General features: G+C 65.8%; 24 protein-coding genes. 6 read left to right on the forward strand and 18 right to left on the reverse strand.

Annotated features, from left to right (window positions below; all coding sequences use genetic code 11):
• Positions 1 to 105: 105 nt before the first annotated feature.
• Together QTI66_RS02975 and smc are read right to left on the reverse strand one after the other, a co-directional pair.
• Positions 106 to 1,203 (reverse strand): cell division protein ZipA C-terminal FtsZ-binding domain-containing protein, encoded by a 1,098-nt coding sequence (locus QTI66_RS02975; RefSeq protein WP_286557404.1) that lies wholly within the window; start codon positions 1,201 to 1,203, stop codon positions 106 to 108.
• A 16-nt stretch (positions 1,204 to 1,219) separates the two neighbouring features.
• Entirely contained in the window at positions 1,220 to 4,747 is a 3,528-nt protein-coding gene (gene smc, locus QTI66_RS02980) for a chromosome segregation protein SMC (protein ID WP_286557405.1), read from the reverse strand.
• Between the two features lie 1,130 nt (positions 4,748 to 5,877).
• Here smc and QTI66_RS02985 point away from each other — a divergent pair.
• Positions 5,878 to 6,570, forward strand: coding sequence for a P-loop NTPase family protein (locus QTI66_RS02985; RefSeq protein ID WP_286557406.1), 693 nt, complete (start codon positions 5,878 to 5,880; stop codon positions 6,568 to 6,570).
• Here QTI66_RS02985 and QTI66_RS02990 read toward each other — a convergent pair.
• The 7 genes from QTI66_RS02990 to QTI66_RS03020 form a co-directional block, all read right to left on the reverse strand.
• Complete coding sequence (locus tag QTI66_RS02990; protein ID WP_286557407.1) at positions 6,540 to 7,076, reverse strand: disulfide bond formation protein B; 537 nt, start codon at positions 7,074 to 7,076, stop codon at positions 6,540 to 6,542. The genes QTI66_RS02985 and QTI66_RS02990 overlap by 31 nt on opposite strands.
• On the reverse strand, positions 7,073 to 8,170 hold the full coding sequence (locus QTI66_RS02995) for a sulfate/molybdate ABC transporter ATP-binding protein (RefSeq protein WP_286557408.1): 1,098 nt from the start codon (positions 8,168 to 8,170) through the stop codon (positions 7,073 to 7,075). Before QTI66_RS02995 ends, QTI66_RS02990 begins: the two co-directional genes overlap by 4 nt.
• Positions 8,171 to 8,232: 62 nt before the next feature.
• On the reverse strand, positions 8,233 to 9,141 hold the full coding sequence (gene cysW, locus QTI66_RS03000) for a sulfate ABC transporter permease subunit CysW (RefSeq protein ID WP_286557409.1): 909 nt from the start codon (positions 9,139 to 9,141) through the stop codon (positions 8,233 to 8,235).
• Positions 9,138 to 10,046 (reverse strand): sulfate ABC transporter permease subunit CysT, encoded by a 909-nt coding sequence (gene cysT / locus QTI66_RS03005; protein ID WP_286557410.1) that lies wholly within the window; start codon positions 10,044 to 10,046, stop codon positions 9,138 to 9,140. Before cysT ends, cysW begins: the two co-directional genes overlap by 4 nt.
• Before the next feature lie 10 nt (positions 10,047 to 10,056).
• Complete coding sequence (locus tag QTI66_RS03010) at positions 10,057 to 11,061, reverse strand: sulfate ABC transporter substrate-binding protein (RefSeq protein ID WP_286557411.1); 1,005 nt, start codon at positions 11,059 to 11,061, stop codon at positions 10,057 to 10,059.
• On the reverse strand, positions 11,058 to 11,642 hold the full coding sequence (locus tag QTI66_RS03015; protein ID WP_286557412.1) for an RBBP9/YdeN family alpha/beta hydrolase: 585 nt from the start codon (positions 11,640 to 11,642) through the stop codon (positions 11,058 to 11,060). Before QTI66_RS03015 ends, QTI66_RS03010 begins: the two co-directional genes overlap by 4 nt.
• A 136-nt stretch (positions 11,643 to 11,778) precedes the next feature.
• Entirely contained in the window at positions 11,779 to 13,428 is a 1,650-nt protein-coding gene (locus tag QTI66_RS03020) for a phospholipase D family protein (RefSeq protein ID WP_286557413.1), read from the reverse strand.
• Positions 13,429 to 13,621: 193 nt separating this feature from the next.
• Here QTI66_RS03020 and QTI66_RS03025 point away from each other — a divergent pair, with 193 nt between their 5' ends.
• Entirely contained in the window at positions 13,622 to 14,266 is a 645-nt protein-coding gene (locus tag QTI66_RS03025) for a Crp/Fnr family transcriptional regulator (RefSeq protein ID WP_286557414.1), read from the forward strand.
• A 9-nt stretch (positions 14,267 to 14,275) separates the two neighbouring features.
• On the opposite strand, the gene QTI66_RS03030 is transcribed toward QTI66_RS03025, so the two are convergent.
• Entirely contained in the window at positions 14,276 to 15,196 is a 921-nt protein-coding gene (locus QTI66_RS03030; protein WP_286557415.1) for a LysR family transcriptional regulator, read from the reverse strand.
• 124 nt (positions 15,197 to 15,320) lie between these two features.
• Between QTI66_RS03030 and QTI66_RS03035 the strand changes: the two genes are divergently transcribed.
• Entirely contained in the window at positions 15,321 to 15,968 is a 648-nt protein-coding gene (locus QTI66_RS03035; RefSeq protein ID WP_286557416.1) for an FMN-dependent NADH-azoreductase, read from the forward strand.
• Between the two features lie 66 nt (positions 15,969 to 16,034).
• On the opposite strand, the gene QTI66_RS03040 is transcribed toward QTI66_RS03035, so the two are convergent.
• The 8 genes from QTI66_RS03040 to QTI66_RS03075 form a co-directional block, all read right to left on the reverse strand.
• A complete protein-coding gene (locus QTI66_RS03040; protein ID WP_286557417.1) occupies positions 16,035 to 16,583 on the reverse strand; it encodes an NADPH-dependent FMN reductase in 549 nt (182 codons plus the stop codon).
• Between the two features lie 93 nt (positions 16,584 to 16,676).
• Positions 16,677 to 17,585: a serine O-acetyltransferase EpsC gene (gene epsC, locus QTI66_RS03045; protein ID WP_286557418.1), complete on the reverse strand. Its 909-nt coding sequence runs from the start codon at positions 17,583 to 17,585 to the stop codon at positions 16,677 to 16,679.
• A gap of 69 nt (positions 17,586 to 17,654) precedes the next feature.
• Positions 17,655 to 17,870 (reverse strand): TOBE domain-containing protein, encoded by a 216-nt coding sequence (locus QTI66_RS03050; RefSeq protein ID WP_286557419.1) that lies wholly within the window; start codon positions 17,868 to 17,870, stop codon positions 17,655 to 17,657.
• Positions 17,871 to 17,912: 42 nt separating this feature from the next.
• Positions 17,913 to 18,734, reverse strand: a complete 822-nt coding sequence (locus QTI66_RS03055; protein ID WP_286557420.1) for an ATP-binding cassette domain-containing protein — start codon at positions 18,732 to 18,734, stop codon at positions 17,913 to 17,915.
• Positions 18,731 to 19,570 (reverse strand): aliphatic sulfonate ABC transporter permease SsuC, encoded by an 840-nt coding sequence (ssuC, locus tag QTI66_RS03060; protein ID WP_286557421.1) that lies wholly within the window; start codon positions 19,568 to 19,570, stop codon positions 18,731 to 18,733. The genes QTI66_RS03055 and ssuC overlap by 4 nt, the downstream gene beginning before the upstream one ends.
• 12 nt (positions 19,571 to 19,582) lie before the next feature.
• Positions 19,583 to 20,752, reverse strand: a complete 1,170-nt coding sequence (gene ssuD, locus QTI66_RS03065; protein ID WP_286557422.1) for an FMNH2-dependent alkanesulfonate monooxygenase — start codon at positions 20,750 to 20,752, stop codon at positions 19,583 to 19,585.
• 182 nt (positions 20,753 to 20,934) lie between these two features.
• Positions 20,935 to 21,519, reverse strand: coding sequence for an NADPH-dependent FMN reductase (gene ssuE, locus QTI66_RS03070; protein WP_286557423.1), 585 nt, complete (start codon positions 21,517 to 21,519; stop codon positions 20,935 to 20,937).
• A gap of 5 nt (positions 21,520 to 21,524) precedes the next feature.
• Positions 21,525 to 22,553 (reverse strand): sulfate ABC transporter substrate-binding protein, encoded by a 1,029-nt coding sequence (locus tag QTI66_RS03075; RefSeq protein ID WP_286557424.1) that lies wholly within the window; start codon positions 22,551 to 22,553, stop codon positions 21,525 to 21,527.
• Between the two features lie 154 nt (positions 22,554 to 22,707).
• Between QTI66_RS03075 and QTI66_RS03080 the strand changes: the two genes are divergently transcribed.
• The 3 genes from QTI66_RS03080 to QTI66_RS03090 are packed head-to-tail and all read left to right on the forward strand — an operon-like array spanning position 22,708 to position 25,761.
• Positions 22,708 to 22,980: an oxidative damage protection protein gene (locus QTI66_RS03080; RefSeq protein ID WP_286557426.1), complete on the forward strand. Its 273-nt coding sequence runs from the start codon at positions 22,708 to 22,710 to the stop codon at positions 22,978 to 22,980.
• A gap of 15 nt (positions 22,981 to 22,995) precedes the next feature.
• Positions 22,996 to 24,846 carry a bifunctional tRNA (5-methylaminomethyl-2-thiouridine)(34)-methyltransferase MnmC2/FAD-dependent 5-carboxymethylaminomethyl-2-thiouridine(34) oxidoreductase MnmC1 gene (mnmC, locus tag QTI66_RS03085; RefSeq protein ID WP_286557427.1) on the forward strand — a complete coding sequence of 617 codons (1,851 nt, stop codon included), beginning with the start codon at positions 22,996 to 22,998 and terminating at the stop codon, positions 24,844 to 24,846.
• Between the two features lie 12 nt (positions 24,847 to 24,858).
• Positions 24,859 to 25,761, forward strand: coding sequence for a transglutaminase family protein (locus QTI66_RS03090; RefSeq protein WP_286557428.1), 903 nt, complete (start codon positions 24,859 to 24,861; stop codon positions 25,759 to 25,761).
• Positions 25,762 to 26,028 lie beyond the last annotated feature (267 nt).

The following is a 26,028-nucleotide window of genomic DNA, read 5'->3' on the forward strand; positions in this document are numbered from 1 at the left end:
GGCCCGCGCACGGGAATCGGTGCGCGGGTGGCTCGGGTCAATGATAGACGCCGTCCTTCGCGGGAGGCGTGGCCAGTCAGCGCGTGCGCAACACGCGCACCGCCGTCAGCTGAACAGTCGCCGTGCCAGCGCAGAACCCGCAGCAAGGTCGCGCGTGTCGAGCGTGTCGTACAACTGCTCGAGATCGGCGCCGATGATGTCCATCGTGGCTTCGCGCAGCAGTTGGCCGTCGCCGTCCGTGACGACACCGTCCATGTCGCGCGCCAGCCCGGAGGCGGCATCGCGCATGCGCTCGAAGGGGCGCTCGGCGCGCTCGACCTGCGGCACGTCGAGGCTGAGCGTGAGTTCGCGGATGGCCGATTGCGTGGGGTCGTCGGCCAGCGCGGCCTGCGTGTCGAAGGACAGCCCGAGCACCGGCGGCATGCCCGCCTCGCCCGTGGGCAGCACCATGCGCCCCGGCATCATCCCGGCCACGAAGCCCAGCCGGGCGGCGGTCTGCTGGACGTAGCCCGGACTCCAGGCCGCATGCTGCGCGCGCAGCACGAAGCTCAGTTGCGCGTCGTGCGAACTTGCGAACTGATCCAGTTCGCGTGCGCGGGCGACTTCGTCGAGCATCTCGGGAAACTCCGGCGTGCCGTTGATGGCATCGGCAAAAGCCTGCGCCTTGACCACGAACTCGGAATACTCGATTTCGTTGAGCGCGCCCGTGCGGTTGGCCAACTGCACGCCCGCCTGGAAGCCGCGGTAGCGCTGGCCCTGCAGAGGCTGCTCCCACTGGCCGGTGCGCTCGTTGAGGCCCTCGATGGCCACCGGCTTGCTGCCGGCACGCCGCGTGGCGGGCATGGCGGCGAGCGCTGCATCGCCGGAGACGAGGTTGTCCAACGCAATGGGCGCGATCACGTCGATCAGCGGATCCAGCCCGCCGCGGCGCTCCACGCTGATGGCCGCCAATGCCGACGGCGCCGGCAGGTCGGGATCGAACAGCGGCTCGTGCCGCTCGTTGCCGGGCGGCGAATGCGGCTCGATGTGAAGCACCGGCTCTTCGTTGGTGCGTTCGGTGGCGACGGGCGCTGGCCCTTCGTTCGCCTCCTGCATTTGCGGTTGGCGCGGCGTGTTGCGCCTGAACATCCAGGCGTTGTAGCCGACGTAGGCGGCCAGCACGAGGCCGCCGAGGATGGCGAGTGCGACAGTCAAACTGCTCATGCGGTTCCTCTCCCGCTCAGGCCGCTTCGGCCATGCTGGCGGCGGCTTCCATGTCGACGGCCACGATGCGCGAAACGCCCTGCTCCTGCATCGTCACGCCAATCAGTTGTTCGGCCATTTCCATGGCGATCTTGTTGTGGCTGATGAAAAGGAACTGGGTTTCGCGGCTCATGGCGGTCACGAGTTTGGCATAGCGCTCGGTGTTGGCGTCGTCCAGCGGCGCGTCCACTTCGTCCAGCAGGCAGAACGGCGCGGGGTTCAGCTGGAAGATCGCGAACACGAGCGCGATGGCCGTGAGCGCCTTTTCGCCGCCCGAGAGCAGGTGAATGGTCTGGTTCTTCTTGCCGGGCGGCTGCGCCAGCACCTGCACGCCGGCGTCGAGAATTTCATCGCCGGTCATGACCAGCCGCGCATTGCCGCCGCCGAACAGCTCGGGGAACATGCGGCTGAAGTGCTCGTTGACGATCTTGAAGGTGCCGCCAAGCAGCTCGCGCGTTTCGCCGTCGATCTTGCGGATGGCGTCTTCCAGCGTGTTGATGGCTTCGTTGAGGTCGGCCGATTGCGAGTCGAGGAAGCCCTTGCGTTCGCGGGCCGTTGCCAGTTCGTCCAGCGCCGCGAGGTTGACCGCGCCGAGCGCTGCCACTTCGCGGTGCAGGCGATCGATCTCGCTTTGCAGGCCCGACAAGCGGACCTTGTCGCTTTCAATGGATGCGGCGACCGCCTCGATGTCGGCCTGCGCATCGGCCAGCAACTGTGCGTACTGCTCGAAGCCAAGGCGCGCGGCCTGCTCCTTCAGCTGGAAGTCGGTGATGCGCTGGCGCAGCGGATCGAGTTCGCGCTCCAGCTGCAGGCGTCGCTCGTCGCTCGCGCGCAGCTTGATGGTGAGATCGTCGTACTGGCTGCGCGTGGCGCCCAGGGACGCTTCGCGTTCGAGCTTGAGCGACAGTGCGTCCTGCAGCCCGGCTTGCGCGGCGGCATCCGACAGGCGTTCCAGTTCGGCGCGGGCGCGTTCATCTTCCTGCTTGAGTGCGACGTCTTGCTGGGTCGCGGTTTCGATGGCGCGGTTGAGTTCAGCGCGGCGCGCTTCCAGCGTGCGTTGCGAGAAGGTCGCTTCCTGCGCCTGCCGCTCCAGGCTGCGATGCTGCTCGCGGCTGGCCGCCAAGGCGCGCCCGGCTTCGATGACGCGCTCGTCGAGCTGGGCGTGGCGCTCCTGGCTGTCGGCCAGTTGCATGTCCAGTTCTTCGAACCGGCTTTCTGCGGCGACGCGCTTTTCCTGCAGTTCCTCGAGTTGGGCGTTGACTTCGCCGAGGTCGGTGGCGAGCTGTTCGCTGCGTGCGCGCGTCTGCTCGGCCAGTTGCGTCAGGCGCAGCGTTTCGACCTGCAGTTCGTGCGAGCGAGACTGCGTTTCGGCCGCTTCGCGCCGCGCCGTCACCAAGCGTTGCGCCGCATCGGCGTACGCTGCTTCGGCACGGACCAGCGCGGTACGCGATTCGTCGCAGATCAGCGTTTGGGCGCGCAACTGGCGCTCCAGGTTTTCCATTTCCTGCTGGCGTGCCAGAAGGCCCGCCTGCTCGGAATCCTGCGCATAGAAGTTGACACCGTGCGCGGAGACCGCATGGCCGCTCTTGACGTAGATGACGCCACCGGGCGGAAGCTTGTCGCGCAACGAGAGCGCTTCTTCAAAAGTCTGCGTGGTGAAGCTGTCGTGCAGCCAGTCGGCGAGCAGCGCCTGCAGGCCGGCATCGTTCAGGCGCAGCAGGTCGGCCAGGCGCGGCAAGCTGCCGGCGGCCGGCGGCAGCGCGGCGCTCGGTGGGCTGAAGAAAGCCAGCTTGGCGGGCGGGGCGTCCTTGCCCTCGGCGCCCAGGAAGCCGCGCACCATCTCCAGGCGACTGATCTCCAAGGCGCCCATGCGCTCGCGCAATGCGGCTTCCAGCGCGTTTTCCCAGCCTTGTTCGATGTGGATACGCGTCCACAGGCCGTGCATGCTCTCGAGGCCGTGCTTGGCGAGCCAAGGCGCCAGCTTGCCATCGGTCTTGACCTTTTCCTGCAGCGCACGCAGCGCTTCGAGGCGGGCCGACAGCTCTGCCTGACGCCCACTCTCGGTGTTGACGCTTTGCTGCTTGGTGCGGCGGTCCTCGTCGAGCTGCGGCACAGAGTCCTGAAGCTCATGCAGGCGCGCATCGGCTTCGCTGGCGGCTTCCTGTGCGGCGGCGGTCTGCTCCTGCATGTCGGCAAGACGCGCCTCGTCGGGTGCAGCCAGCGCGCGCTTGTCCGTTTCCAGGCGCTCGGAACGCAGGGTGAGCTGGCGAGTCTGGTCGTCGATGTTGCGCTGGTCGGCCGCCAGCACCTGGATCTGCTGCTGGATCTGCGCAACCGCGGTGCGCTGCGCATTGGCTTCGTCCTGCGCACGTTGCTGCGCTTCTTCCAGCTCGGGCATGCGCGCGTCGTGTTCTTCGAGCTGGGCGGCGAGCATGACGGCCTGTTCTTCGGCGTCGATGCCCTTGCCGGCGAGCGTCTCGATTTCCGCTTCGGCTTCTTCGCGGCGCGTGCCCCATTGCGCGACCTGTTCGCGCAATTGAAGAAGTCGCTGCTCGACGCGCTGGCGCCCTTCGACGACGAAGCGAATCTCGCCTTCGAGCCGGCCCACTTCGGCGCTGGCTTCGTACAGCTTGCCCTGCGCCTGGTTGACCTGGTCGCCCGCCGCATAGTGGGCTTGGCGAACGGTTTCGAGTTCGGACTCGACGTGGCGCAGTTCTGCGGTGCGCGCTTCGAGGTCGTTGATGGATTTCTCGGCGTCGGCCTTGATCTTGGCCTGGTCAGCTTCGCTCTCGGTGCGCTTGAGGAACCAGAGTTGGTGCTGCTTGCGCGTGGCGTCGTTTTGCAGCGTGTTGTAGCGTGCGGCGACCTCGGCCTGCTTCTCCAGCTTTTCGAGGTTGGCGTTGAGTTCGCGCAGGATGTCTTCAACGCGCGTCAGGTTTTCGCGCGTGTCGCCCAGGCGGTTCTCGGTCTCGCGGCGGCGCTCCTTGTACTTCGACACGCCGGCCGCTTCTTCGAGGAAGAGGCGCAGCTCTTCGGGCTTGGATTCGATGATCCGGCTGATGGTGCCCTGGCCGATGATGGCGTAGGCACGCGGGCCGAGGCCCGTGCCCAGGAACACGTCCTGCACGTCACGGCGGCGCACTGCCTGGTTGTTGATGAAGTAGCTGCTGGTGCCGTCGCGCGTTAGCACGCGTCGCACCGCGATTTCGGTGAACTGGCTCCACTGACCGCCGGCGCGATGGTCGGCGTTGTCGAACACGAGTTCGACGCTGGAGCGGCTGGCCTGCTTGCGGGTGGTCGTGCCATTGAAGATCACGTCCTGCATCGACTCGCCGCGCAGCTCGGACGCACGCGACTCGCCGAGCACCCAGCGCACGGCGTCCATGATGTTCGATTTGCCACAGCCGTTGGGCCCGACGACACCGACGAGCTGGCCTGGCAAGAGGAAATTGGTGGGTTCGGCGAACGATTTGAAGCCGGAAAGCTTGATGGAGTTGAGGCGCACGAGCTATCGACCTGCCTTGGCCTATTCGCCAAGGTATTGATTTGTAAGGAAAAACCTCGCAGCCACGGACTGCGGGCAGAGGCCAAGATGATAACGTGCGGGGCTGGTCTGAATCACCGGTGCAACCCTTTGTGGCGGGGTTTGTGATCGGTCGGCGATCGGCTTGTCGTTCATTCGGTTGCACAGGCAATGTGTGCTTGCTTTGAAGAGCGCTTGGCATGCGGCTTCCAAGGTGCATTGGCGTTCTCTTCGGACGCCGCCCGGCATGCGGCTCCCAAGGGCCTTCGTGTTCTGTTCGGAGGCCGTTCGACGTGCAGGTCCAAGGGGACATTCGTGTTCTCTTCGGGGGCCGTCCGGCGTGCGGCTCCCAAGGGACATTCGTGTTCTCTTCGGGGCCCGCCCGGCATGCAATGGCCGCTGGGCGCCTTCACTGTGGCGGTCCCTGCGGGACTTCCCTGCGCTGCTCGCCTTTCGCGGGGTCTGGCTCGAACTCGCTCCGCTGCGCTCCACTCAGACAATCGCCAGCCCTGATCCGCGAAAGGCTGCGCTGCTCGGCGCCACAGAGGCGGCGCCCAGCGGCCATCGCATACCGGGCTCCGGGGTGGCGCCAACGGTGTGGGCGTTTCCATCGAACCTGCGCGTTGATCCGTCGGTGCGCAAGAGCTCGCGGCGCGCGCACTCCTTGCTTGGGCACGACCGTCGAAACGTCCTGTTTACACCCCCACCGTGTGCGACTGACAGTTCACCCCCACCGTGTCCAGCGTCGGTGGGCGGTATGCCTGTGGGCGGCTGTTGAGCCTGCGGCGAGGAACGGAGCGACAGGCGGAAAAAGGGCCGCAGCTGTTTGAGGGCCACGCAGTGGACCGAGTTCTGCGGACCCCGCTTGTCGTGAGTACCAGCAGCGAAGTCCGAAGGACCGCAGGCGTCAGCCGACCACAGGCATACCGCCCGCCGACGCCGCCCCAACGCCCAAAGGCATACCGCCCACCAACGCCGCCTCCAACATAACCAGACTCAGGTTTCCATTGGCACCCAGCCCATCCATCGACACAATGCACCCCGGTCCCCCGCGCCACGCCCATAGAATGATTTGACCCGGCGCAGGCGCGCTTCATGCTTCGAAGGAAAACATGAGTTCTCTCAACTTCATTGGCGGCGAAAAAGGCGGTGTGGGCAAATCGGTGACGGCGCGCTTGCTTGCGCAGTACTTCATCGATCGCAACAAGCCTTTTGTCGGCTTCGACACCGACCGCTCGCACAGTTCGTTCACCCGCTTCTACCAGGGCTTTGCATCGCCCGTGGTGGTCGACAGCTTCGAGGGACTCGACACGGTCGTGAACGGCTTCGAGTCCAATCCGCATCAAAGCGTGATCGTCGACCTGGCGGCGCAAACGCTGGCGCCGCTGTCGAAGTGGATCAAGGAATCGGACCTGTTTTCGCTGTTTGCCGAGATGGGCATCGCCGTCAACTTCTGGCACGTGCTCGACGACTGCAAGGATTCGACCGACCTGCTCGGCACCCTGATCGACACCTTCGGCGACAAGCCGAACTACATCGTGGTGCAAAACTACGGCCGCGGGAGCGACTTCGGCTTGCTGCTGGGTTCGCAATCGCTCTCGAAGGCGAACCAGAACGGTGCGAAGGTCATCACGCTGCCGCGCCTGCACGACGCAAGCATGCGCAAGATCGACGCGCAGAACACCAGCTTCTGGAAAGCCGCCAACGACAAGGAAAGCCCCAACGCGCTGGGCCTGCTCGAGCGCCAGCGCGTCAAGAGCTGGCTGGCAACGACTTACGCTGCCTTCGACACGCTACCGTTGTAGCCGCCCGTCGCGCGCCCGCGGCTGAAGATCAAGCCGATCACCAGCACGGCGAACACCGCGAAGGCGATGAAGGACCAGTTGGCAATCGACAGGCCCAGGAAGGTCCAGTCGACCTTCGAGCAGTCACCGCTGCCCTTGAAGATCATCGGCAATGCGCGTTGCAGCGGGAAGGTCTCGATCATCCCGTAGATGTCGCGGCCGCAACTCACGAACTCGGGCGGATGCCACTGCAGCCAGCTCTGGCGCGCCGCCGTGAACGCACCGCCGATGCTGGCAATGATTGCCAGCACGGCCCACGTCAGGCGCAACCCGCGCCCTCGCGCGGCCGATGCGAGGCCGGTGAACAGCGCAACAGCCACCAGCGCATAGCGCTGCACCACGCACATGGGGCAAGGCTCCAGCCCCACCACATGCTGCAGGTACAGGCCGAAGGCCAGCATCGCGATGCATGCCAGGCAAATCAATCCGAAAGCACGGCGCGGAGCGCCAAAAAACCAATCGATCAAGGCGAAACCCAGTCTTCTTCAACGAACACCCGGGCCTTGCGAGGGGTGGCGACGACCTTGTCGCCTTCCTTCAGGCCCAGTTCGCGGAACAGTAGCGCAGGGATTTGCGCTTCGATGATGGTTCCGCTGCCCGGATTGTCTGGATTCGCATCCACCGGTTCAAGTTCCAGCCGCGCGGTCGGTCCGACCACGATGGCCCTGCCAATGGTTGCGACGATGCCGCTGGCGCCCGTCGTGTACCGTTCGACGCTGAGGTCGTGCGGCCGCACATAGGCAAGCGCCTTGGCGTCGCGCACCGCGCCGTGCTCCGGCGAATCGATGCGAACGCCCTGCACTTCCACCTCGCCGTCGTGCGCGCGGCCGTGAAACAGGTTCACGTCGCCGAGGAAGCCGTACACGAAGGGGCTCGCCGGATGGTCCCACACCTCCTGCGGCGAGCCGACCTGCTCGATGCGGCCACTGTTCATCAGCACGACGCGGTCAGCCACTTCCAGCGCTTCTTCCTGGTCGTGCGTGACGAAGATCGACGTGACGTGCAGCTCGTCGTGCAGGCGGCGCAGCCAGCGGCGCAGTTCCTTGCGCACCTTGGCGTCCAGCGCGCCGAAGGGCTCGTCCAGCAGCAACACCTTGGGTTCGACCGCCAGCGCGCGCGCCAGGGCGATGCGCTGGCGCTGCCCGCCGGACAGTTGCGAGGGATAGCGGTCGGCCAGCCAGTCGAGTTGCACCAGGCTGAGCAGGTCGTGCACCTTCTTCTTGATCTGCGCTTCGCTGGGCCGCAGGCTGCGCGGCTTCACGCGCAGGCCGAAGGCCACGTTCTCGAACACCGTCATGTGGCGGAACAAGGCGTAGTGCTGGAACACGAAGCCCACCTGCCGCTCGCGCACGTGCACGTCGGTCGTGTCTTCGCCCGCGAACAGGATGCTGCCCGTGTCGGTCGTTTCAAGGCCGGCAATGATGCGCAGCAGCGTCGTCTTGCCGCAGCCCGAGGGGCCGAGCAAGGCGACCAACTCGCCCGAGTTCACGTCGAGGTTGACGTTGCGCAGTGCGTGGAAGTCGCCGAACTGTTTGCTGACGTTCCGGATTTCGATACTCATAAATTTCTCTCTGTCTTTGCCGCCTCTCCCCTCGGGGGAGAGGTCGGGGTGAGGGCAGGTATTCAGGGGGTTGCAGGCACCGGCCGTTCAGGCGGCAAATCCGCCAGCGCCTTCATCTCCCGTTCGTGCCGCCATTCGATGACCGACTTGATCACCAGCGTCACCAGCGCAAGGATCGCCAGCAAGGACGCGACGGCAAAGGCCGCGACCGACTGGTATTCGTTGTAGAGCACTTCGACGTGCAAGGGCATCGTGTTGGTCTGCCCACGGATGTGGCCCGAGACCACCGACACCGCGCCGAACTCGCCCATCGCCCGCGCATTGCACAGGATCACGCCGTAGAGCAGCCCCCACTTGATGTTGGGCAGCGTCACGCGCCAGAAGGTCTGCCAGCCGGTCGCGCCGAGCACGATGGCGGCTTGCTCTTCATCGGTGCCCTGCGCCTGCATCAGCGGAATCAGTTCGCGTGCGATGAAGGGAAAGGTCACGAACACCGTCGCCAGCACGATGCCGGGCACCGCGAAGATGATCTTGATGTCGTGCGCCTGCAGCCACGGACCGAGCCATCCCTGCGCGCCGAACACCAGCACGTAGATCAAGCCGGCCACCACGGGCGACACCGCAAAGGGCAAGTCCACCAGCGTGGTGAGAAAGGCCTTGCCGCGGAACTCGAACTTGGCGATGGCCCAAGCCGCCGCCACGCCGAACACGAGGTTCAGCGGCACGGTGATGGCCGCGGTGATCAGCGTGAGGCGAATGGCGCTCCACGCGTCGGGCTCCTTGAGCGCCTCGAGGTAGGCGCCAAAGCCCTTGCGCAAGGCCTCGGTGGCGACCGCCGCGAGCGGCAGCACCAGGAACAGCGTCATGAAGGCCAAGGCCAGGCCGATCAGCGTCCAGCGCACCCAGGGCGATTCGGTGGTGCCAGCCTGCGCGCGGCGCACATTGCCGCGAAGCGAAGTCCCGCCGCTCATGACGATCCTCCGGAACGCTTGCGCTGCCATCCCTGCAAGCCATTGATGACCAGCAGCATGACGAACGAGATGATCAGCATGACCAGCGCCACCGCGGTCGCGCCGCCGTAGTCGTATTGCTCCAGCTTGCCGATGATGATGAGCGGCGTGATCTCCGAGATCATCGGCATGTTGCCGGCGATGAAGATGACCGAACCGTATTCGCCGATGGCGCGTGCAAATGCCATCGCAAAGCCGGTGAGCAGCGCAGGCATGATCGACGGCAGGATCACCCGCGTGAAGGTCTGCAGGCGCGTCGCGCCGAGCGAGGTGGCCGCTTCTTCAAGCTCCTTCTCGGTGTCTTCCAGCACGGGTTGCACCGTGCGCACCACGAAGGGCAAGCCGATGAAGATCAACGCGATGACCACGCCCGCCGGCGTGAAGGCCAGCTTGATGCCATGCGGCTCGAGAAACTGCCCGATCCAGCCATTGCCCGCCAGCAGCGCCGTGAGCGAGATGCCGGCCACCGCGGTCGGCAGCGCAAAAGGCAAATCGACCAGCGCATCGACGATCTTCTTGCCCGGAAACTTGTAGCGCACCAGCACCCAGGCCACCAGCAAGCCGCCGAAGAGATTGACCAACGCAGCGATCAGCGACGCACCGAAGGTGAGCCGGTACGACGCCATCACGCGCGCCGAAGTCACCGCCGCCCAGAACTGCTCCCAACTGAGCGTGAAGGTCTTGAAGACCAGCGCCGACAGCGGAATCAGCACGATCAGGCTGAGATAGAAAATGGCATAGCCCAGCGTGAGACCGAAGCCGGGCAGCACGCGCTTGGCCCCCTTGCCCTTTCGGGTGCCGGGCACACTACGTAAAACCGGCGCTGCCGGTTTGGATGGCAGCGCCGGTGAAACTGAAGCACTCATTGCTTGTGTCTTATTTGCCACCAGGCGTGTAGATCTTGTCGAACTGGCCGCCGTCGTTAAAGTGCACCTTCTGCGCTTCACCCAGGCCGCCAAACAGTTCCTGCACGGTGAACAGTTGCACCGGCTTGAAGAGGGCCGCGTTCTTCTTGAGAACCGCCTGCGAGCGCGGGCGCAGCGCGTGCTTGGCGGCAATTTCCTGGCCTTCTTCCGAATAGAGGTAGTCGAGGTAGGCCTTGGCCAGTTCGCCGGTGCCCTTCTTGGCGGTCGTGCGTTCGACGACGGCCACGGGGTTCTCGGCCAGCACGCTGATCGACGGGTACACCGCGTCGACCTTGCCGGCGCCGAATTCGCGGTCGATCGACAGCACTTCGGATTCGAAGGTGATCAGCGCATCGCCAATGTTGCGTTGCAGGAAGGCCGTGGTCGCGTCGCGACCGCCGCGCGCCAGGATCGGCACGTTCTTGAACAGCTTGCCGACGAACTCCGCCGCTTGCGCGTCGGTGCCGCCTTTCTTCTTGACGTAGCCCCAGGCAGCCAGGTAGGCATAGCGGCCGTTGCCGCCGGTCTTGGGGTTCACGACCACGACTTGCACGCCGGGCTTGATCAGGTCGTCCCAATCCTTGATGCCCTTCGGGTTGCCGTTGCGCACCAAGAACAGCATGGTCGAGGTGGTGGGCGATGCGTTGTCGGGGAATTTCTTGGCCCAGTCCTTGGCGACCACGCCGGCGTTGGCGAGGAAGTCGATGTCGGTGGTGGTGTTCATCGTCACGACGTCGGCGTCGAGGCCGTCAGCCACGGCACGCGCCTGTGCGCTGGAGCCACCATGCGCCTGGTCGATCTTGACGTCCTTGCCCGTCGTCTTCTTGTAGTGGGCGACGAAGGCGGCGTTGTAGTCCTTGTAGAACTCGCGCGCCACGTCGTAGGAAGCGTTCAGCAGCGTGGTCTGCGCCAGTGCCGGAATGGCGGACGAAGCGAGCGCCACGACGGCAAGGATTTTCTTGATTCTGGAAGTCATCTGGAAAAGGCCAAGGGTTCGAAAGTTGTTGCGCGAGACGGCTGCAAGGGCGCCGGCTCGTCGGTCAAGGACTGGAGCAGGGCCAGGCCGAGCGGCCACTCCCCATGCCCCGAGTCGATGTTGATGTGGCCCGCATTCTGCATGCGAACGAATTCGCTGCCCCAGGCGCGGGCATAGGCCCCCGCCAGGCGCACCGGGCAAAACGGATCGTTGCTGCTGGCCACGAGCACGCTGCGATACGGCAGCGGCGAATAGGGAACGGGCGCGAAGCTCGACAGAACGGCCTTGCGCTCAGGATCGGCCGGCGCCACGAACAGTGCACCGTGAATGCGCTCCACGGCCGCGGGCGAAAGATGCGTCGTGGTGATGCAGCCCAGGCTGTGGGCGGCGATCACCACCGGCCTGTCGCTGGCGAGAACGTGTTTTTCAAGCGTGGCGACCCAGTCGTCACGGTTGGGCGTCGCCCAGTCTTCCTGCACCACGCGGATTGCATCCGGCATGCGCTCGGCCCACAGGCTCTGCCAGTGGCCAGGGCCGGAGTCGCGCCAGCCGGGCACGATGATGAGTTGGAAACGGCTCACGCAGATTGTTATTCGGATTGCAGGACCGCGATTGTGCGAACCGGCGCTCGGATAACAAACGAATATCTACTTGTAAGAATATGGGGTTTTGGGCATAAGGAGGGTCGCCTTTGGCATCAAGGCGGCTGCCCGCGGATCAGAGAAGCTCTTCGCTCAGGAACATCGACACCAGCGAAAGCCGCAGTTGCAGGCGCCACTTCAGTGCCGGTTCCGAGTCGAGAACGACTTCTTTTTCGCCATCACGTGAAACCCACTGGAGCGCACCCGCCTCCCCCTCCCGGCTGCGAACCCGGTAGCTGAGCGACTCCTGCTCAGCCCGCAGCAGGGTCGACACGTGGCCTGCCAGCGCGGGGCTGTCGATGATGAGCGCCATCTCCGTGTTGCTGTGTGCGGAGCGGCGATCCATGTTCATGGAGCCGATCGAGAGCCAGCGTTGGTCCACCACGGCAAGCTTCGCGTGCAGGCGGCCGAGCGATCCGTACGGGCCGTCGTGCTCCCGTTCGCCGTCGGCGTCCTGGGGCATCAACTCGTACAACGCCACGCCACTTTCCAGCAGCTCGCTGCGGTAGCGCGCGTAGCCTGCGTGCACCAGTGGCTCGTCTGTTGTCGCCAGCGAGTTGGTCATGACCGACACCTGCACCTTGTTGTGGCCCGCGCGCCGCAAGACATCCAGGGTGCCGCGCCCCGGCACAAAATAAGGCGAGGCGACGAACACATCGAAGCGGGCCGACGCCAGGAAGGCGAGGTTGCCGGCTGCCACTGCGCCATCCGCGAACGATGCGTTGTCGACGTCGGCCTTGCGCGGCTCATCCGCCAGCACCTTCACTTGCGCCATGTGCAGGCTCACCCGCCCGTCGTCCAACTGGGAGCCCACGGCGCCCTGCCCCAGCGCGTCGAGGGCAGCCACGGGGCGGGTGGCCTGGGTGTCGGACTCGACGGCTTCGTCGAAGCGGCGACGGGCCTCCTCCGGCGATTCATTCCCGGTCGCCAAGCTCTGGATGGGGTAGGCATGGCGGCTGTTCCAGTATTCGTCGAACACCGCAGACAGTTCGCGCACCACCGGGCCGGCCGACAGCAGGTCCATGTCGATGAAGTTGACGGGCTCGCTGCGGTCGAAATATTCGTTCGCGATGTTGCGGCCGCCGCTCAGGGCAAAGGCGTTGTCGGCCACGAAGAGCTTGTTGTGCATGCGGCGGTTCACGCGGGAGAACTCGTGCAGCGACAGGAAGGCGCGCATGCCGACGGTGCCGTCGCGCGCGGCCAGCGGGTTGAACATGCGCACGTCGATGTTGGGATGGGCGGCAAGGCCCGCCAGGAGTTCGTCTTCGCCGCCCGCGTTCCAGTCGTCGACCAGCACGCGCACCCGGACGCCGCGTGCGCCGGCATTGCGCAGTTCGCCCAGGAACTGCCGGCCCGATGCATCGTTGGCGATCTGGTAGTACTGGACGTCCAGCGCCTTCTGCGCCCCACGCGCCAGCGCGATGCGCGCTTCGAAAGCCTGGTCGCCCGCGGGCAGCAGGCGCACGCCCGAAAGGTGGCTGTCAGGCTGCATCGACGCGGCCGCCACCTTGGCAAGGCGCGTATCGCCCACATCGGCATGTGCGTGCGACACGGTGCGATGCACGCTGTCGGGCAGGCTGGCGCATCCGCCAACCAATCCCAGCACCGCCGTCAGCAGCGCAAAACCGACCAGCGTCACGAATGCCTGGCTCACGCAATGCGCGAAGGCATCGATGGCCGCCTGAAGGCCCATCAGTGTGCGTTGAAGGTCGGTCCAGCGGTTCATGACAGTCGTGCCTGAAGAAGGAAAAAAGCCGCGCAGTCCATTGACATTGAAGATTCGCTAATCTAGGCAGATGCCGGCGCTTTCACGAGTACGCATTGCGCAGCGTGGAAGTGACATTGATCACACCCGGAGCCCAGCCCATAATCGGCGGCAGGCCCGCTCCGCAGGGCGCTCGCGCCACCCAGGTAAGCCCATGAATTCCGCAGATGACGATTCCAAAGGCCGCCTGCAGCAGGCGCTGATCGATGCCATTGCACCGCGCGGCCTCACGCGCACCTTTCCGGCCAACGCGATCCTCATCAATGAGGGGGATACGACCGACTCGCTCTACATCGTGCTGAGCGGACGCGTGAAGGCCTATGCAAGCTCCGAAGACGGCCGCGAAGTGGTGCTCACCGAATACGGGCCGGGCGAATACTTCGGCGAGTTGTCCATCGACGGCGAGCCGCGCTCCGCTTCGGTCAAGGCCATCGAGGCCTGTCGCTGCCGCGTGGTGCAGGGGTCGGAGCTGCAGCAGTTCCTGGCGGACCACCCGGCCTTTGCGGTGCACCTGACGCACAAGCTCATCCGCATGGTGCGCCGACTCACCGAACAGGTACGCAGCCTCGCCCTGCAGGATGTCTACGGCCGCATCGTGCGCGTGCTGGTGGACCTGTCGGAGCCCGTGGGCGACGAGCGCATCGTGCGCAACAAGCTCACGCAGCAGGACATCGCCGACCGCGTCGGATCCTCCCGCGAAATGGTCAACCGTGTGATGAAGGAGCTCACCTCCGGCGGCTACGTCACGCAGCGCGAGGGGCGCTTGGTGGTGCTGCGAAAGCTGCCTTCCGCGTGGTAGCGCGGTGCCTCAAATGGCGTAGTCGTGCGGCTCGTCGCCGTTGAGGTTGTCGGCCAGGAAGTCGATGAGCTTGCGCACCGCCGGCACCAACGCGCGGCGCGCCGGGAACATAGCATGCGAGATGCCCGGCGTCGGCCCCCAGCCGGGCAGCACCTCCGCGAGCAGTCCATTGCGAATCTCCGATTGGCACATGTAGTCGGGCAGCATTGACGCACCGATGCCGGCCACCACCGCGAACTTGATCGTCGCCAGGTCGTCCGCGATGTAGCGCGGGCTGTGGTGAAACATGTAGACCTCCCCGGCCGGCCCTTCCATCCGCATGCTGGCCCGGCCATCGCCGGCAGCGGACATCGCAACGGTGTCGAGGCGTTCCAGGTCCTGCGGCGCGGTCACCGGGCCTTGCCGCTTCAGCAGTTCGGGGCTGGCCACGAGGATGCCCCGGCTGACGCCGAAGTTCTTGGCCACGAGCGTCGCACTGTCCTCGATGGCGGGGCGCACGCGCAGCGCGAGGTCCACGCCCTCCTCGATCGGATCGACGGGCCTGTTGAGCACCATCATCTCCACCCGCACCTCCGGGTAGCGCTTCATGAAGATGGGGAGCAAGGGCCCCAGGCTGCTTTGCGCCAGCGTCACCGGGCAGCTGATGCGGATGGTGCCGCGCGGCTCGGTCTGCACCTGCGCCACGGCTTCGGCCGCCGTTTGCGCCGCATCGCGCATCGCCGCGCAGTGGCGCAGGTACAGCTCGCCGGCGGGCGTTAGCGACAGGCTGCGCGTGCTGCGCTGCAAGAGCTGCACGCCCAGTTGTGCCTCCAGATCCGCCACCCTCCGCGAGAGCCGCGACTTCGGTATGCCCAGCGCCCGCCCGGCCGCGGCAAAGCCGCCCCGCTCGGCCACCTCGGCGAAATAGACCATGTCGTTGAGGTCTAGCATGTTCATTGTCCTATTCGTGGAACGATCTATGCCATTTTTGCCTGCTTATCAAAGACTCGCAACATAAATAGACTTCTACCCATGCCGACATTCCGCCGGCCCACCTTGGAAAGAGAGCAAAGTCATGAAGCTGCTTCACGTTGATTCGAGCGTTCTGGGCACCAATTCCGTCTCCCGTCAACTGACGGCGGACACGGTGGCCGACTGGACGGCCACCCACCCCGGCACGCAGGTCGAATACCTGGACCTCGCCACCTCGGCGCCGAGCCACTTCGACGCCAATTCGCTGGGCTTCCGGATGCCTGAAGGCGCGGTGCTGAGCGAAGAGCAAAAGCGCGAGAACGTGATCTCGGAAAAGCTGGTGAGCCAGTTCCTGGCCGCTGACGTGATCGTCGTGGGCGCACCGCTGTACAACTTCTCGATCCCCAGCCAGCTCAAGGCCTGGATCGACCGCCTGGCGCAGCCCGGCCGTACCTTCAAGTACACCGAGAAGGGCCCGACGGGCCTGGCCACCGGCAAGACGGTGATCGTGGTGTCGACCCGCGGTGGCGTGTACTCGACCTCTGAAGCCGGCCAGGCCGCCGAGCATCAGGAGAGCTACCTGAAGGTGGTGTTCGGCTTCTTCGGCATCACCGACGTGCGCTTCGTGCGCGCCGAGGGACTGGCCATGGGCGCCGAGCAGACCGCGCAAGCGCTGGCCGCCGCTGCGAGCGACATCCGCCGCGCCAGCGCCGAAGCTGCCAACCAGCAGCGCGTGGCAGTTGCCGCCTGATCGACGGTCAAGACGCATCGAAAAGCCGGGACGACCGAGAGGCCGTCCCGGCTTTTTTGCGTCTTGTCACGCGTGCTGCTTGACCCAGGCCACGTACTTGTCGACCCAGCCCTGCAGGAACTTCTTGCTGCCTTCGCTGACGTGGCCCTTGTCGTCGAACATCCCTTCCTTGTTCTGGATGAAGCCCTCGGGCTGGCCCATCACCTTCATGTCGAGGTACGCGAGGATGGGACGCAGGTGCTGCTGCGCAGCCGCGGTGCCGATGGCGCCGACGGAGATGCCGATCACGCCCGCCGCCTTGCCTGCCCATGCACTTTGACCATAGGGCCGTGACGCGTTGTCGATCGCGTTCTTGAGCACGCCGGGAACCGAGCGGTTGTATTCGGGCGTGATGAACAACACGCCTTGCGCGGCGGCAATCTCCGATTTCAGGCGAAGCACGGACGGCAACTGGTTGCCGTCCTGGTCCTGGTTGTAGAGCGGCAGGTCGTCGATCTGCACATGCTCGAACGTGAACTCCGGCGGAGCGAGGTGCGCGATGGCCAGTGCCAACTTTCGATTGAGGGAATCCTTGCGCAGGCTGCCGATGACAACTGCGATCTTGATCTGGGTCATGAACTCTCCAAGGCTGAGTTTTGAAAGTGGCTCGGCTCCAGGGATGTGGAGCGCGGGCCGGCGCTAATGGTCAGACGTCGTCGCACCCTGCTGTCAGGGCACCGGACGGGCGTTTTGCAGGCTGGCCTGCGTCACGCTGGCGCCCGCGGGCACGTCCGAGGTAATCCACAAATTGCCGCCGATCGTCGCGCCTTTGCCGAGCGTAACGCGGCCCAGGATGGTGGCGCCGGCATAGATCACGACGTCGTCTTCCACCACCGGATGCCGCGGCAGGCCCTTGCGCAGGTTGCCTTCGGCATCCGTCGGAAAGCGCTTGGCGCCGAGCGTGACGGCCTGATAGAGCCGCACCCGCTTGCCGATGACGGCGGTCTCGCCAATGACGACACCCGTGCCGTGGTCGATGAAGAAGCCTTCGTCGATCTTCGCGCCGGGATGGATGTCGATGCCGGTCTGCCCATGCGCAAGTTCTGCCACGATGCGCGCCAGCAGCGGCAGGCCCAGTGCGTAGAGCTTGTGGGCCATGCGGTGGTGCGTCAGCGCCAGCACGCCCGGATAGCAGAGCAGCACTTCGTCCACGCTGCGCGCCGCGGGGTCGCCCTGGTAGGCGGCCAGCACGTCGCTGTCGAGCAGGCGGCGGATGTGCGGCAGTTCGGCTGCGAATTCGCGCACTGCCGCCGTGGCCTGCGCATCGATTTCATCGGCGCTGCGCGGATCGTGCCGCGCCACGTAGGTCAGTTCGAGCCGCGCCTGCAAGAGCAAGGCTTGCAGCGCGGAATCGAGCGTGTAGCCGACGTAGAAGTCTTCGCTCTCGTGGCGCAGGTCCGGCGGGCCAAGGCGCATCGGAAACAGCGCGCCCTTGAACTGCTCAACCACCTGCGCCATGGCGTCGCGCGACGGAAACTCGCGGCCGACCGGCACCCGTGAGCGCTTTTGAAGGTCCCGCCATTCGTCCCGCACACCCCGCAGGGCCTGGACAATCTCGCTCACATCGAAAACCGACATCTCAGCCTCCTGGCGCAAACAAACGCGCGCCGGTGGCGGATGGTAGGCCGGAACGCGAAGCGGCGTTGCTCAGAGCTTGGCGATGGACACTTCGGTCGATTTGACGAGCGCGACCACGTCGGAGCCGATGCGCAATTGCAGTTCGTCGATGGAGCGCGTCGTGATCACCGAGGTGACGATGCCCCACGGCGTTTCGACGTCGACTTCGGAGACGACGTCACCGCGAACGATCTCGCGAATCTTGCCCTTGAACTGGTTGCGCACGTTGATGGCCTGGATGGACATGGGAGTTCCCTTTCGAATGAATGAGTCAGTGAATGAATGGATCTAGACAGCCCAGCGCAGCGCATGCGCCGGCGGATCGAACCAGTGCGCGTCGGCCGTCGTGCTTGTCGCCTGCGCATCGGGCTTTTGCAGCACCCGGTCGAGGATGCGCTTCTCGATCGCCGCGAAGGCCGGGTCGCCCTGCGAACGGGGCCGCGCCAGCGTGATGGCTTCGTCCAGCGCAATCTGTCCGTCTTCGATCAGGATCACCCGGTCGGCCAGCGCAACCGCTTCCTGCACGTCATGCGTGACCAGCAAGGCCGTGAACCGATGGCGAAGCCACAGGTCTTCGATGAGACGGTGCATCTCGATGCGCGTCAGGGCATCGAGTGCGCCCAGCGGTTCGTCGAGCAGGAGCAGGCGCGGGTGGTGCACCAATGCCCGCGCCAGCGACACACGCTGACGCTGACCGCCCGACAGCCGCGCAGGCCATTCGCCCTTGCGCTCCAGCAGGCCGACCTGGGCCAGCACTTCCTCGCCGCGCGACTGCGCTTCGCGGGGCAGGCCGAGCGTCACGTTGTCGAGCACGCGGCGCCAAGGCAGCAGCCGCGCCTCCTGGAACATGATGCGAGCGTCGTCGTGCAGGCCGTCGACCGCCTTGCCGTCGGTGCGCAACTGGCCTTCGGACGGGCTCTCCAGCCCGGCCACCAGTCGCAGCAAGGTGCTCTTGCCGCAACCGCTGCGCCCCACGATGGCAATGAACTGGCCCGGCTCCACGGTCAGCTGCGTGTTGCGCAGCACCTCGCGCTGGCCATATCGCTTGTGCAGGCCGCGAAGCTCGACGCGCACGCCAGCGCTGCTGCTTGTTGAAGTCGTCGCGCTCATGCGTTCGCCCCTTGATAGCCGGGATGCCAGCGCAGCCACCAATGCTCCAGGCCGCGCGCAAACACGTCCGCCAGCTTGCCCAGCAGCGCATAGAGCAGGATGCCCACCAGCACCACGTCGGTCTGCAGGAACTCGCGTGCGTTCATCGTCAGGTAGCCGATGCCCGACTGCGCGGAAATCGTCTCCGCCACGATCAGGATCACCCACATCAAGCCCAGCGAAAAGCGCAGGCCCACGAGGATCGACGAGGTCGCGCCCGGAAGAATCACGTCCCTGTAGAGCTGCCAGCGCGTGAGGCCATAGGTGCGCCCCATCTCGATGAGTTGCGGATCGACGTTGCGAATGCCGTGGAAGGTGTTCAGGTAGATCGGAAAGAACACCGACACCGAGATCAGGAAGAGCTTGGCCGTCTCGTCGATGCCAAACCACAGGATGACCAGCGGAATCAAGGCCAGCGCGGGCACGTTGCGCACCATCTGCACCGTCGAGTCCAGCAGCAGCTCGAAGAAGCGCACCGAGCCCGTGAGCAGTCCGAGCAGCAAGCCCGCGCTGCCGCCGATGGCCAGGCCCAGCAAGGCGCGGCCGGCGCTGATCTTCACGTGCACCCACAGCTCGCCGGATACCGCAAGCCGCCACGCCGCCTGGAGCACATCGAAGGGCGCCGGCAGCACGCGCGTGGACAGCCAGCCGGCCGACGACGCAATCTGCCAGACCACGATCAACCCGATCGGCACCAACCACGGCACGAGCCGTCGCAAGAGTCCGACCGCGAAGGAGCGCAGCCCTTCGGTGGACAGCGTGCCTTGCGCCGGCAATGTCTGAACTTGTTCGCTCATGGGCATTCCACTTCAGCTTTGCGACGCGAGCCGCGAAGGCGCGTCGATGTTGGCGACGACCTCGCCGAACGGTCCGCCCGGCGATCCGCCTGCCAGGCGCGCACGCAGCTTGCGCGGCAGCAGCGGGAACACCAGTTCTGCAAACCGGTAGGCCTCTTCCAGATGCGGATAGCCCGACAGGATGAAGTTGTCCAGCCCGAGCGCCGCGTACTCCTCGATGCGCGCCGCCACGGTCTTGGGGTCGCCCACCAATGCCGTCCCAGCGCCGCCGCGCACGAGGCCGACGCCGGCCCACAGGTTGGGGCTGATCTCCAAATCGGCGCGCGTGCGCCTGGCGCCACCCGCATGCAACGCCGCCATGCGCCGCTGGCCTTCCGAATCCATCTTGGCGAACACGGCCTGCGCACGGACGATGGTCGCGTCATCCACGCGGCTGATCAGGTCCTCCGCGGCCTGCCACGCAGCGTCTTCGGTCTCGCGCACGATCACGTGCAGGCGAATGCCGAACTGGATGTTGCGTCCCTTGCGCGCAGCGCGTTCGCGCACGTCGGCGATCTTGCGCGCCACGTCTTGCGGCGGCTCGCCCCAGGTCAGGTAGGTGTCGACCTGCTCTGCGGCGAGCTCATGCGCGGCCGGCGACGAGCCGCCGAACCACACCGGCGGATGCGGCCGCTGCGTGGGCGGAAAGAGCAGCTTGGCGCCCTTCACGCTCAGGTGCTCGCCCGCGAAATCCAGGCTTCCACCTTCATGGCTGCGCGCAATGATTTCGCGCCAGATATGGATGAACTCGGCCGACTGCGCATAGCGCTCGGCATGGTCCAGGAACACGCCGTCGCCCTCCAGTTCGCTTTGGTCGCCGCCGGTGACGAGGTTGACGAGCACACGCCCGCCCGAGAGTCGATCGAAGGTGGCGGCCATGCGTGCCGCGAGGCTCGGCTGGTGCAGGCCGGGCCGCACCGCGACCAGAAACTTGAGTTGCTTCGTCGCGCCGATCAGGCTGGCCGCGACGACCCACGGGTCTTCGCAGGAACGCCCGGTGGGAATCAGCACGCCTTCGTAGCCGAGCCCATCGGCAGCGGAGGCGATCTGCTTGAGGTAGTCGAAATCGACGCTCCGGGCACCGTCGGTGGTGCCGAGGTACCGGCTGTCGCCGTGCGTGGGGAGGAACCAGAAGATTTGCATGGGTTGTGGTGCGTTGCTCATGTTCAAACGGTGAAGAGCGGGTTGTTCGTCATGCGAGATCCTTGGGTGGCGTTCTCCGGGCGTGCGTTGGCCCACGCCGCGCGTGCGCGGCGAAACAAGTTCAGTAAAAAGGGACGTCGACGCGGCCGGCTGCGAAAGCGATGCAGCCCGTGCCAGGTGCGTCAGACGCTACATCGCACGCGGGAGAAATGGACCGGCTCGAAGCCTGTCGCCGGTGGCAGGTGAAGCCCTTCGACCGCCAGCGATTCAGCGCTGTCGTCCAGCCGGAGCGCCAGGTCCGGATGCAGGGTGTAGGCGCCTTCAGGCGTGAGCGTCACTTGCGAATCGGTCGCGTAGACGCCTGCCAGGATCTGCCGTGCTGACAGCGACTGCAGCACGGGCCGCAGCGCGTAGTCCAGCGCCAGCATGTGATGCGGACTGCCCCCGGTCGCCAGCGGCAAGACCGTCTTGGCCTTGAGCGCGGACTGCGGCAACAAGTCCAGAAAGGCCTTGAGCACGCCGCTGTACGCCGCCTTGTAGACGGGCGTGGCAATCACGATGGCGCGGGCATGCGCCACCTGCGCCGCCGCTTTCTGCAAGGCGGGATGCGAGACGTCGGCCGTCAACACCGCTGTCGCAGGCAGGTCGCGCACCACGATCCGCTCGATGCGCGCGCCACGCACCGCCAGGCGCGTGGCCACTGCGTCGAGCAGTGCCGTGGAACGCGATGGCAGCGAGGGGCTGCCTGCAATCAGCAAGACGGTCATCGGGATTACTTCTGCTTGGCGGTGTAGATCTGGTCGAACGATGCGCCGTCCGCGAAGTGCGCCTTGTCTGCCGCCGCCCAGCCCCCGAAGGCCTGGTCGATGGTGAACAGCGTCAGCTTCGGAAACTGCTTGTCGTACTTGGCCTTGGCCTTGTCGGAGGTCGGGCGGTAGTAGTTGCGGCCGGCAATGTCCTGGCCTTCGTCCGAATACAGGTACTTGAGGTATTCCTCGGCCACGGCACGCGTGCCCTTCTTGTCGACCACCTTGTCGACCACCGTCACGGTGGGCTCGGCCAGGATGCTGACGGAGGGCGCAACGATGTCGAACTTGTCGGCACCGAATTCCTTGAGCGCCAGGTAAGCCTCGTTTTCCCAGGCCAGCAACACGTCGCCGACGCCACGTTGCACGAAGGTGATGGTGGAGCCGCGCGCACCCGTGTCGAGCACCGGTACGTTCTTGTAGAGGCTGCCGACGAATTCCTTGGCCTTGGCATCGCCGCCGTACTTGCGCTTGGCGAATTCCCATGCGGCCAGGTAGTTCCAGCGCGCGCCGCCCGAGGTCTTGGGGTTGGGGGTGATCACCTGCACGCCGGGCTTGACCAGGTCGTCCCAGTCCTTGATGCCCTTGGGGTTGCCCTTTTTCACCAGGAACACGATGGTCGAGGTATAGGGCGCCGAGTTTTGCGGCAGGCGCTTTTGCCAGTCGGGCTTGACGAGGCCGCCGTGCGTGACGAGCGCGTCGGTGTCGCCGGCCAGCGCGAGCGTGGCCACGTCGGCGTCGATGCCGTCGATGATCGAGCGCGCCTGCTTGCCCGAGCCGCCGTGCGATTGCTTGATCACCACGTCCTGGCCGGTCTTGCCTTTCCAGTAGGCGGCGAAGGCCTTGTTGTAGTCGACGTACAGCTCGCGCGTGGGGTCGTACGACACATTCAGCAGGGTGACAGTCTGGGCAAACGCCGGCAACGCCGAGAGGGCCATGCCGACGCCCAGGGTGGCGCCAATGGAAAGCTTGATAAAGTCGCGGCGAAGGCTCATGGTGTTTCTGCTCTCAGAATGCATATCAATGAAGCTGCGGATTCTGGATTCGGCATAAGGAAACGGGAACGACTGTGTTTTCACTTCCAAATAGCCAAATGAGCTAAGGCCGCAAAATCCCCTATTAACCCCCGACAAAAAAGCAGGCATTCCCATGGCACGCATGATTCAGTGCATCAAGCTCGGCAAAGAAGCCGAAGGACTCGACTTTCCCCCCTACCCCGGCGAACTGGGCAAGCGCATCTGGGAAAGCGTCAGCAAGGAGGCCTGGGCTGCCTGGCTCAAGCAGCAGACCATGCTGGTCAATGAAAACCGCCTGAACCTGGCCGACCTGCGCGCCCGCCAATATCTGGCGCGGCAGATGGAAAAGCACTTCTTCGGCGACGGCGCCGACGTGGCGCAGGGCTACGTTCCTCCGACACCCTGATCGCGCTGGCGCGACGTGGCCGAGCCCGTCGACTGGCGCGCCGACGGCGTGCCTCGCAGCGAACGCTTCGACGACATCTATCACACTGAAACGGGCGCGCTCGCCCAGTCACGCCACGTTTTCCTGGCGGGCTGCGAGCTGCCGGCGGCGTGGGCGAATCGCCCGCAATGGCGGATTCTCGAAACCGGCTTCGGGCTGGGACTCAATTTCCTGACAACTTGGCGGGCGTGGCGCGTTGATGAGGCGCGTCCGCGGATGCTGCACTTCGTTTCGGTGGAGGCTTGGCCTGTGTCGCGCGACGACCTTCTGCGTGCGGCTTCGGCGTATCCGGAACTCGCTGATCTCGCGGAATTGCTGGCAGCCCAGTGGCACGGCCTGCTGCCCGGCTTTCACCGGCTCGCCTTCGACGAAGGGCGCGTGCTGCTCACGCTGTGCATCGGCGACGTGCGGGCCATGCTGCGCGCGCAGCAGTTCGAGGCGGACAGCATCTTCCTGGACGGCTTCAGCCCGCAGGCCAATCCTGACATGTGGTCGCTCGATACGGTCAAGGGCGTGGCGCGCTTTGCCCGGCGCGGCACGCGGCTGGCGACTTGGACCGTTGCGCGTGCCCTTCGCGATTCTTTGGCGCAGTGCGGCTTTCAGGTGCGCAAGGAGCAGGGCCTTCCCCCCAAGCGCGATTGCCTGCGGGCTCAGTTCGAGCCCGCGTGGACCGTCCGGCGCCGCACGCCGCCCGCCGAGACGGTGGAGCGTGGCGGCACTTGCGTCGTCATCGGTGCAGGACTCGCCGGCGCCGCAGTCGCGGCCAGCCTGTCGCGGCGTGGCTGGCAGGTCACCGTGCTCGAAGCTGCGGACCGGCCCGCCAAGGGTGCATCCGGCCTGCCCGTCGGTCTTCTGGCCCCGCATGTGTCGCCGGACGATGCCCTGCTCTCCCGCCTGACGCGCGCCGGCATTCGCGCGACATGGCTTCAGCTTGAGCAATGCCTGAATCAGGGAACGGATTGGAGCCCCACCGGCGCCATCGAGCGCCGCGATACCGGCGACGAAGCCGCCGACGCGCGCCTGCCTGCGGGCTGGTCCGCCGCTGGCCCCAACGAATCGTGGCGCGCAACGCCTGATCAGCTTCGCGACGCGGGACTCGCTGAGGACACCGTCGCCCTCTGGCACCAAAGGGCGGGATGGGTGAGGCCGCAGCGACTTGTCGACGCGTGGCTGGCCCTGCCCGGCATTCGCGTGCTGACGAACGCCCGCGTCGCACACCTCGCGCACCAAGGCACGCAGTGGACCGCGTTCGATGCGCACGGCGAGGTGCTGGCGCAGTCCGATCGCATCGTCGTCGCGGCAGGCTTCGACAGCCACCTGTTCGCACCCGCCCTTCCCTTGCAACCGGTGCGCGGACAGGTTGCGTGGGGCCACATGCGCGCTGACGCCTTGCCGCCCGTGCCCATCAATGGCGACGGCCACCTGATCGCCCATGTGCCCGATGCCGATGGCGCACTGTGGCTGGCGGGATCCACCTTCGATCGCGACAGCATCGACACCACGCCCAGCGAGCAGGACACACGCACTAACCTGGCGCGCGTGGGCCGCTTGCACCACGCCGCGGCAGCGGCACTGGATCCGGATGCGCGCGGCGGCAGCGTCGATGCATGGGTGGGCGTTCGTTGTGCATCGGGCGACCGGCGCCCCTTGGTCGGACCCATCGAGGTGCATGAGCTGTCGGGTCCGTGGATCTGCTCAGCGATGGGATCACGCGGCCTGAGCTTTGCGGCGCTGTGCGCGGAGTTGCTGGCCGCCCGATGGCATGGCGAGCCGCTGCCGATTGCGGCCCCACTTGCCAAGGCACTCGACACACGCCGTCTCGAATAGCGATGAGAATGGATGATGGCCACCCGATACGACATCACCCACACCACGATCTATCGCTATCGCAAGCCGGTCAGCTTCGGGCTGCACCGCGTCATGTTCAGGCCGCGCGACAGCCATGACCTGCGCGTGCTGGCCACCGATCTGCAGGTCAGCCCCGAGGCGATGATCCGGCTGATCCAGGACCCGCACTCCAATTCCGTGGCGCTCGTGCATCCGCTCGGCGACGCCACCGAGCTGAAGATCGTCTGCTCCTTCAGCATCGAGCACCTGCCCGCGGAGGTCAACAACCTCGAACTCGACGCGTCCGCGCAGTACCTGCCCTTTGCCTACTCGGTGCAGGACCGCCTCGATCTCGAGCACTACCTGCGGCCCCACCACGACGACCCCGAAGGCGTGCTGATCCGTTGGGCGCAGCAGTTCCTTCAAGGCGGCGAGAGCAACGGCACGCGCGACGTGCTGGCGCGCATGAACGCCCACATCGGCCAGACGCTCAAGTACGAAGTGCGTGACGCCGAAGGCACGCAGTCGCCGCTGGAAACCCTGCAGCTCGGCAGCGGCAGTTGCCGCGACTACGCCCTGTTGATGATGGAAGCAGCGCGGCGCCTGGGCGTGGCGACGCGCTTCGTGTCCGGCTACCTCTACGACGCGGCGCTGGACACAGCCGTTCTCGGCGATGCGAAGGAAGACAGCGTCACGGGCGCCGGCTACACGCACGCCTGGCTGCACGCTTACCTGCCCGGCGCGGGTTGGGTTGCGTTCGATCCCACGAACAACCTGATGGGCAGCAGCCGGCTGATCCGCGTGGGCGTTGCACGCGACCCTTCACTGGCAGCGCCGGTCGCAGGCGTCTGGTACGGCGATGCCGACGCGTTCGTGGACATGGAAGCGTCGGTGCAAGTGCGGCGCTCGAACTGACGGGAGCGGGCGCTGGACTTTCCCAGCAGCCCTGGCGCCTTCCACGTCTCTCCACCAAGCTCGCAGACGCCTCGAAGTGCATGCCGTGCTCCCGCGGCTGGCCCTGTCCGGATCGTCCTCCTGCAGTCCGGGCTTGACCTTCTTGATGGCGACCGGCCATCACCCGGTTTGAGGAGCCAACGCAGGCACACCGGCGAAAGTGCCTAGACCGTTTTGAAGATTGCCGGCGATGCACTCGCCAAGCTACCCTGCCCGAACGGAAGGGAC

The organism is Variovorax brevis, assembly GCF_030317105.1.
Lineage (GTDB): Bacteria > Pseudomonadota > Gammaproteobacteria > Burkholderiales > Burkholderiaceae_C > Variovorax > Variovorax brevis.

Excerpts from the sequence above, each read along its gene's own strand:
- QTI66_RS02975 (WP_286557404.1), bottom strand. The coding sequence starts at position 1,203 with ATGAGCAGTTTGACTGTCGCACTCGCCATCCTCGGCGGCCTCGTGCTG.
- QTI66_RS02985 (WP_286557406.1), top strand. The coding sequence starts at position 5,878 with ATGAGTTCTCTCAACTTCATTGGCGGCGAAAAAGGCGGTGTGGGCAAA.
- QTI66_RS02995 (WP_286557408.1), bottom strand. The coding sequence starts at position 8,170 with ATGAGTATCGAAATCCGGAACGTCAGCAAACAGTTCGGCGACTTCCAC.
- cysW (WP_286557409.1), bottom strand. The coding sequence starts at position 9,141 with ATGAGCGGCGGGACTTCGCTTCGCGGCAATGTGCGCCGCGCGCAGGCT.
- cysT (WP_286557410.1), bottom strand. The coding sequence starts at position 10,046 with ATGAGTGCTTCAGTTTCACCGGCGCTGCCATCCAAACCGGCAGCGCCG.
- QTI66_RS03010 (WP_286557411.1), bottom strand. The coding sequence starts at position 11,061 with ATGACTTCCAGAATCAAGAAAATCCTTGCCGTCGTGGCGCTCGCTTCG.
- QTI66_RS03020 (WP_286557413.1), bottom strand. The coding sequence starts at position 13,428 with ATGAACCGCTGGACCGACCTTCAACGCACACTGATGGGCCTTCAGGCG.
- QTI66_RS03025 (WP_286557414.1), top strand. The coding sequence starts at position 13,622 with ATGAATTCCGCAGATGACGATTCCAAAGGCCGCCTGCAGCAGGCGCTG.
- QTI66_RS03030 (WP_286557415.1), bottom strand. The coding sequence starts at position 15,196 with ATGCTAGACCTCAACGACATGGTCTATTTCGCCGAGGTGGCCGAGCGG.
- QTI66_RS03035 (WP_286557416.1), top strand. The coding sequence starts at position 15,321 with ATGAAGCTGCTTCACGTTGATTCGAGCGTTCTGGGCACCAATTCCGTC.
- QTI66_RS03040 (WP_286557417.1), bottom strand. The coding sequence starts at position 16,583 with ATGACCCAGATCAAGATCGCAGTTGTCATCGGCAGCCTGCGCAAGGAT.
- epsC (WP_286557418.1), bottom strand. The coding sequence starts at position 17,585 with ATGTCGGTTTTCGATGTGAGCGAGATTGTCCAGGCCCTGCGGGGTGTG.
- QTI66_RS03050 (WP_286557419.1), bottom strand. The coding sequence starts at position 17,870 with ATGTCCATCCAGGCCATCAACGTGCGCAACCAGTTCAAGGGCAAGATT.
- QTI66_RS03055 (WP_286557420.1), bottom strand. The coding sequence starts at position 18,734 with ATGAGCGCGACGACTTCAACAAGCAGCAGCGCTGGCGTGCGCGTCGAG.
- ssuC (WP_286557421.1), bottom strand. The coding sequence starts at position 19,570 with ATGAGCGAACAAGTTCAGACATTGCCGGCGCAAGGCACGCTGTCCACC.
- ssuD (WP_286557422.1), bottom strand. The coding sequence starts at position 20,752 with ATGCAAATCTTCTGGTTCCTCCCCACGCACGGCGACAGCCGGTACCTC.
- ssuE (WP_286557423.1), bottom strand. The coding sequence starts at position 21,519 with ATGACCGTCTTGCTGATTGCAGGCAGCCCCTCGCTGCCATCGCGTTCC.
- QTI66_RS03075 (WP_286557424.1), bottom strand. The coding sequence starts at position 22,553 with ATGAGCCTTCGCCGCGACTTTATCAAGCTTTCCATTGGCGCCACCCTG.
- QTI66_RS03080 (WP_286557426.1), top strand. The coding sequence starts at position 22,708 with ATGGCACGCATGATTCAGTGCATCAAGCTCGGCAAAGAAGCCGAAGGA.
- QTI66_RS03090 (WP_286557428.1), top strand. The coding sequence starts at position 24,859 with ATGATGGCCACCCGATACGACATCACCCACACCACGATCTATCGCTAT.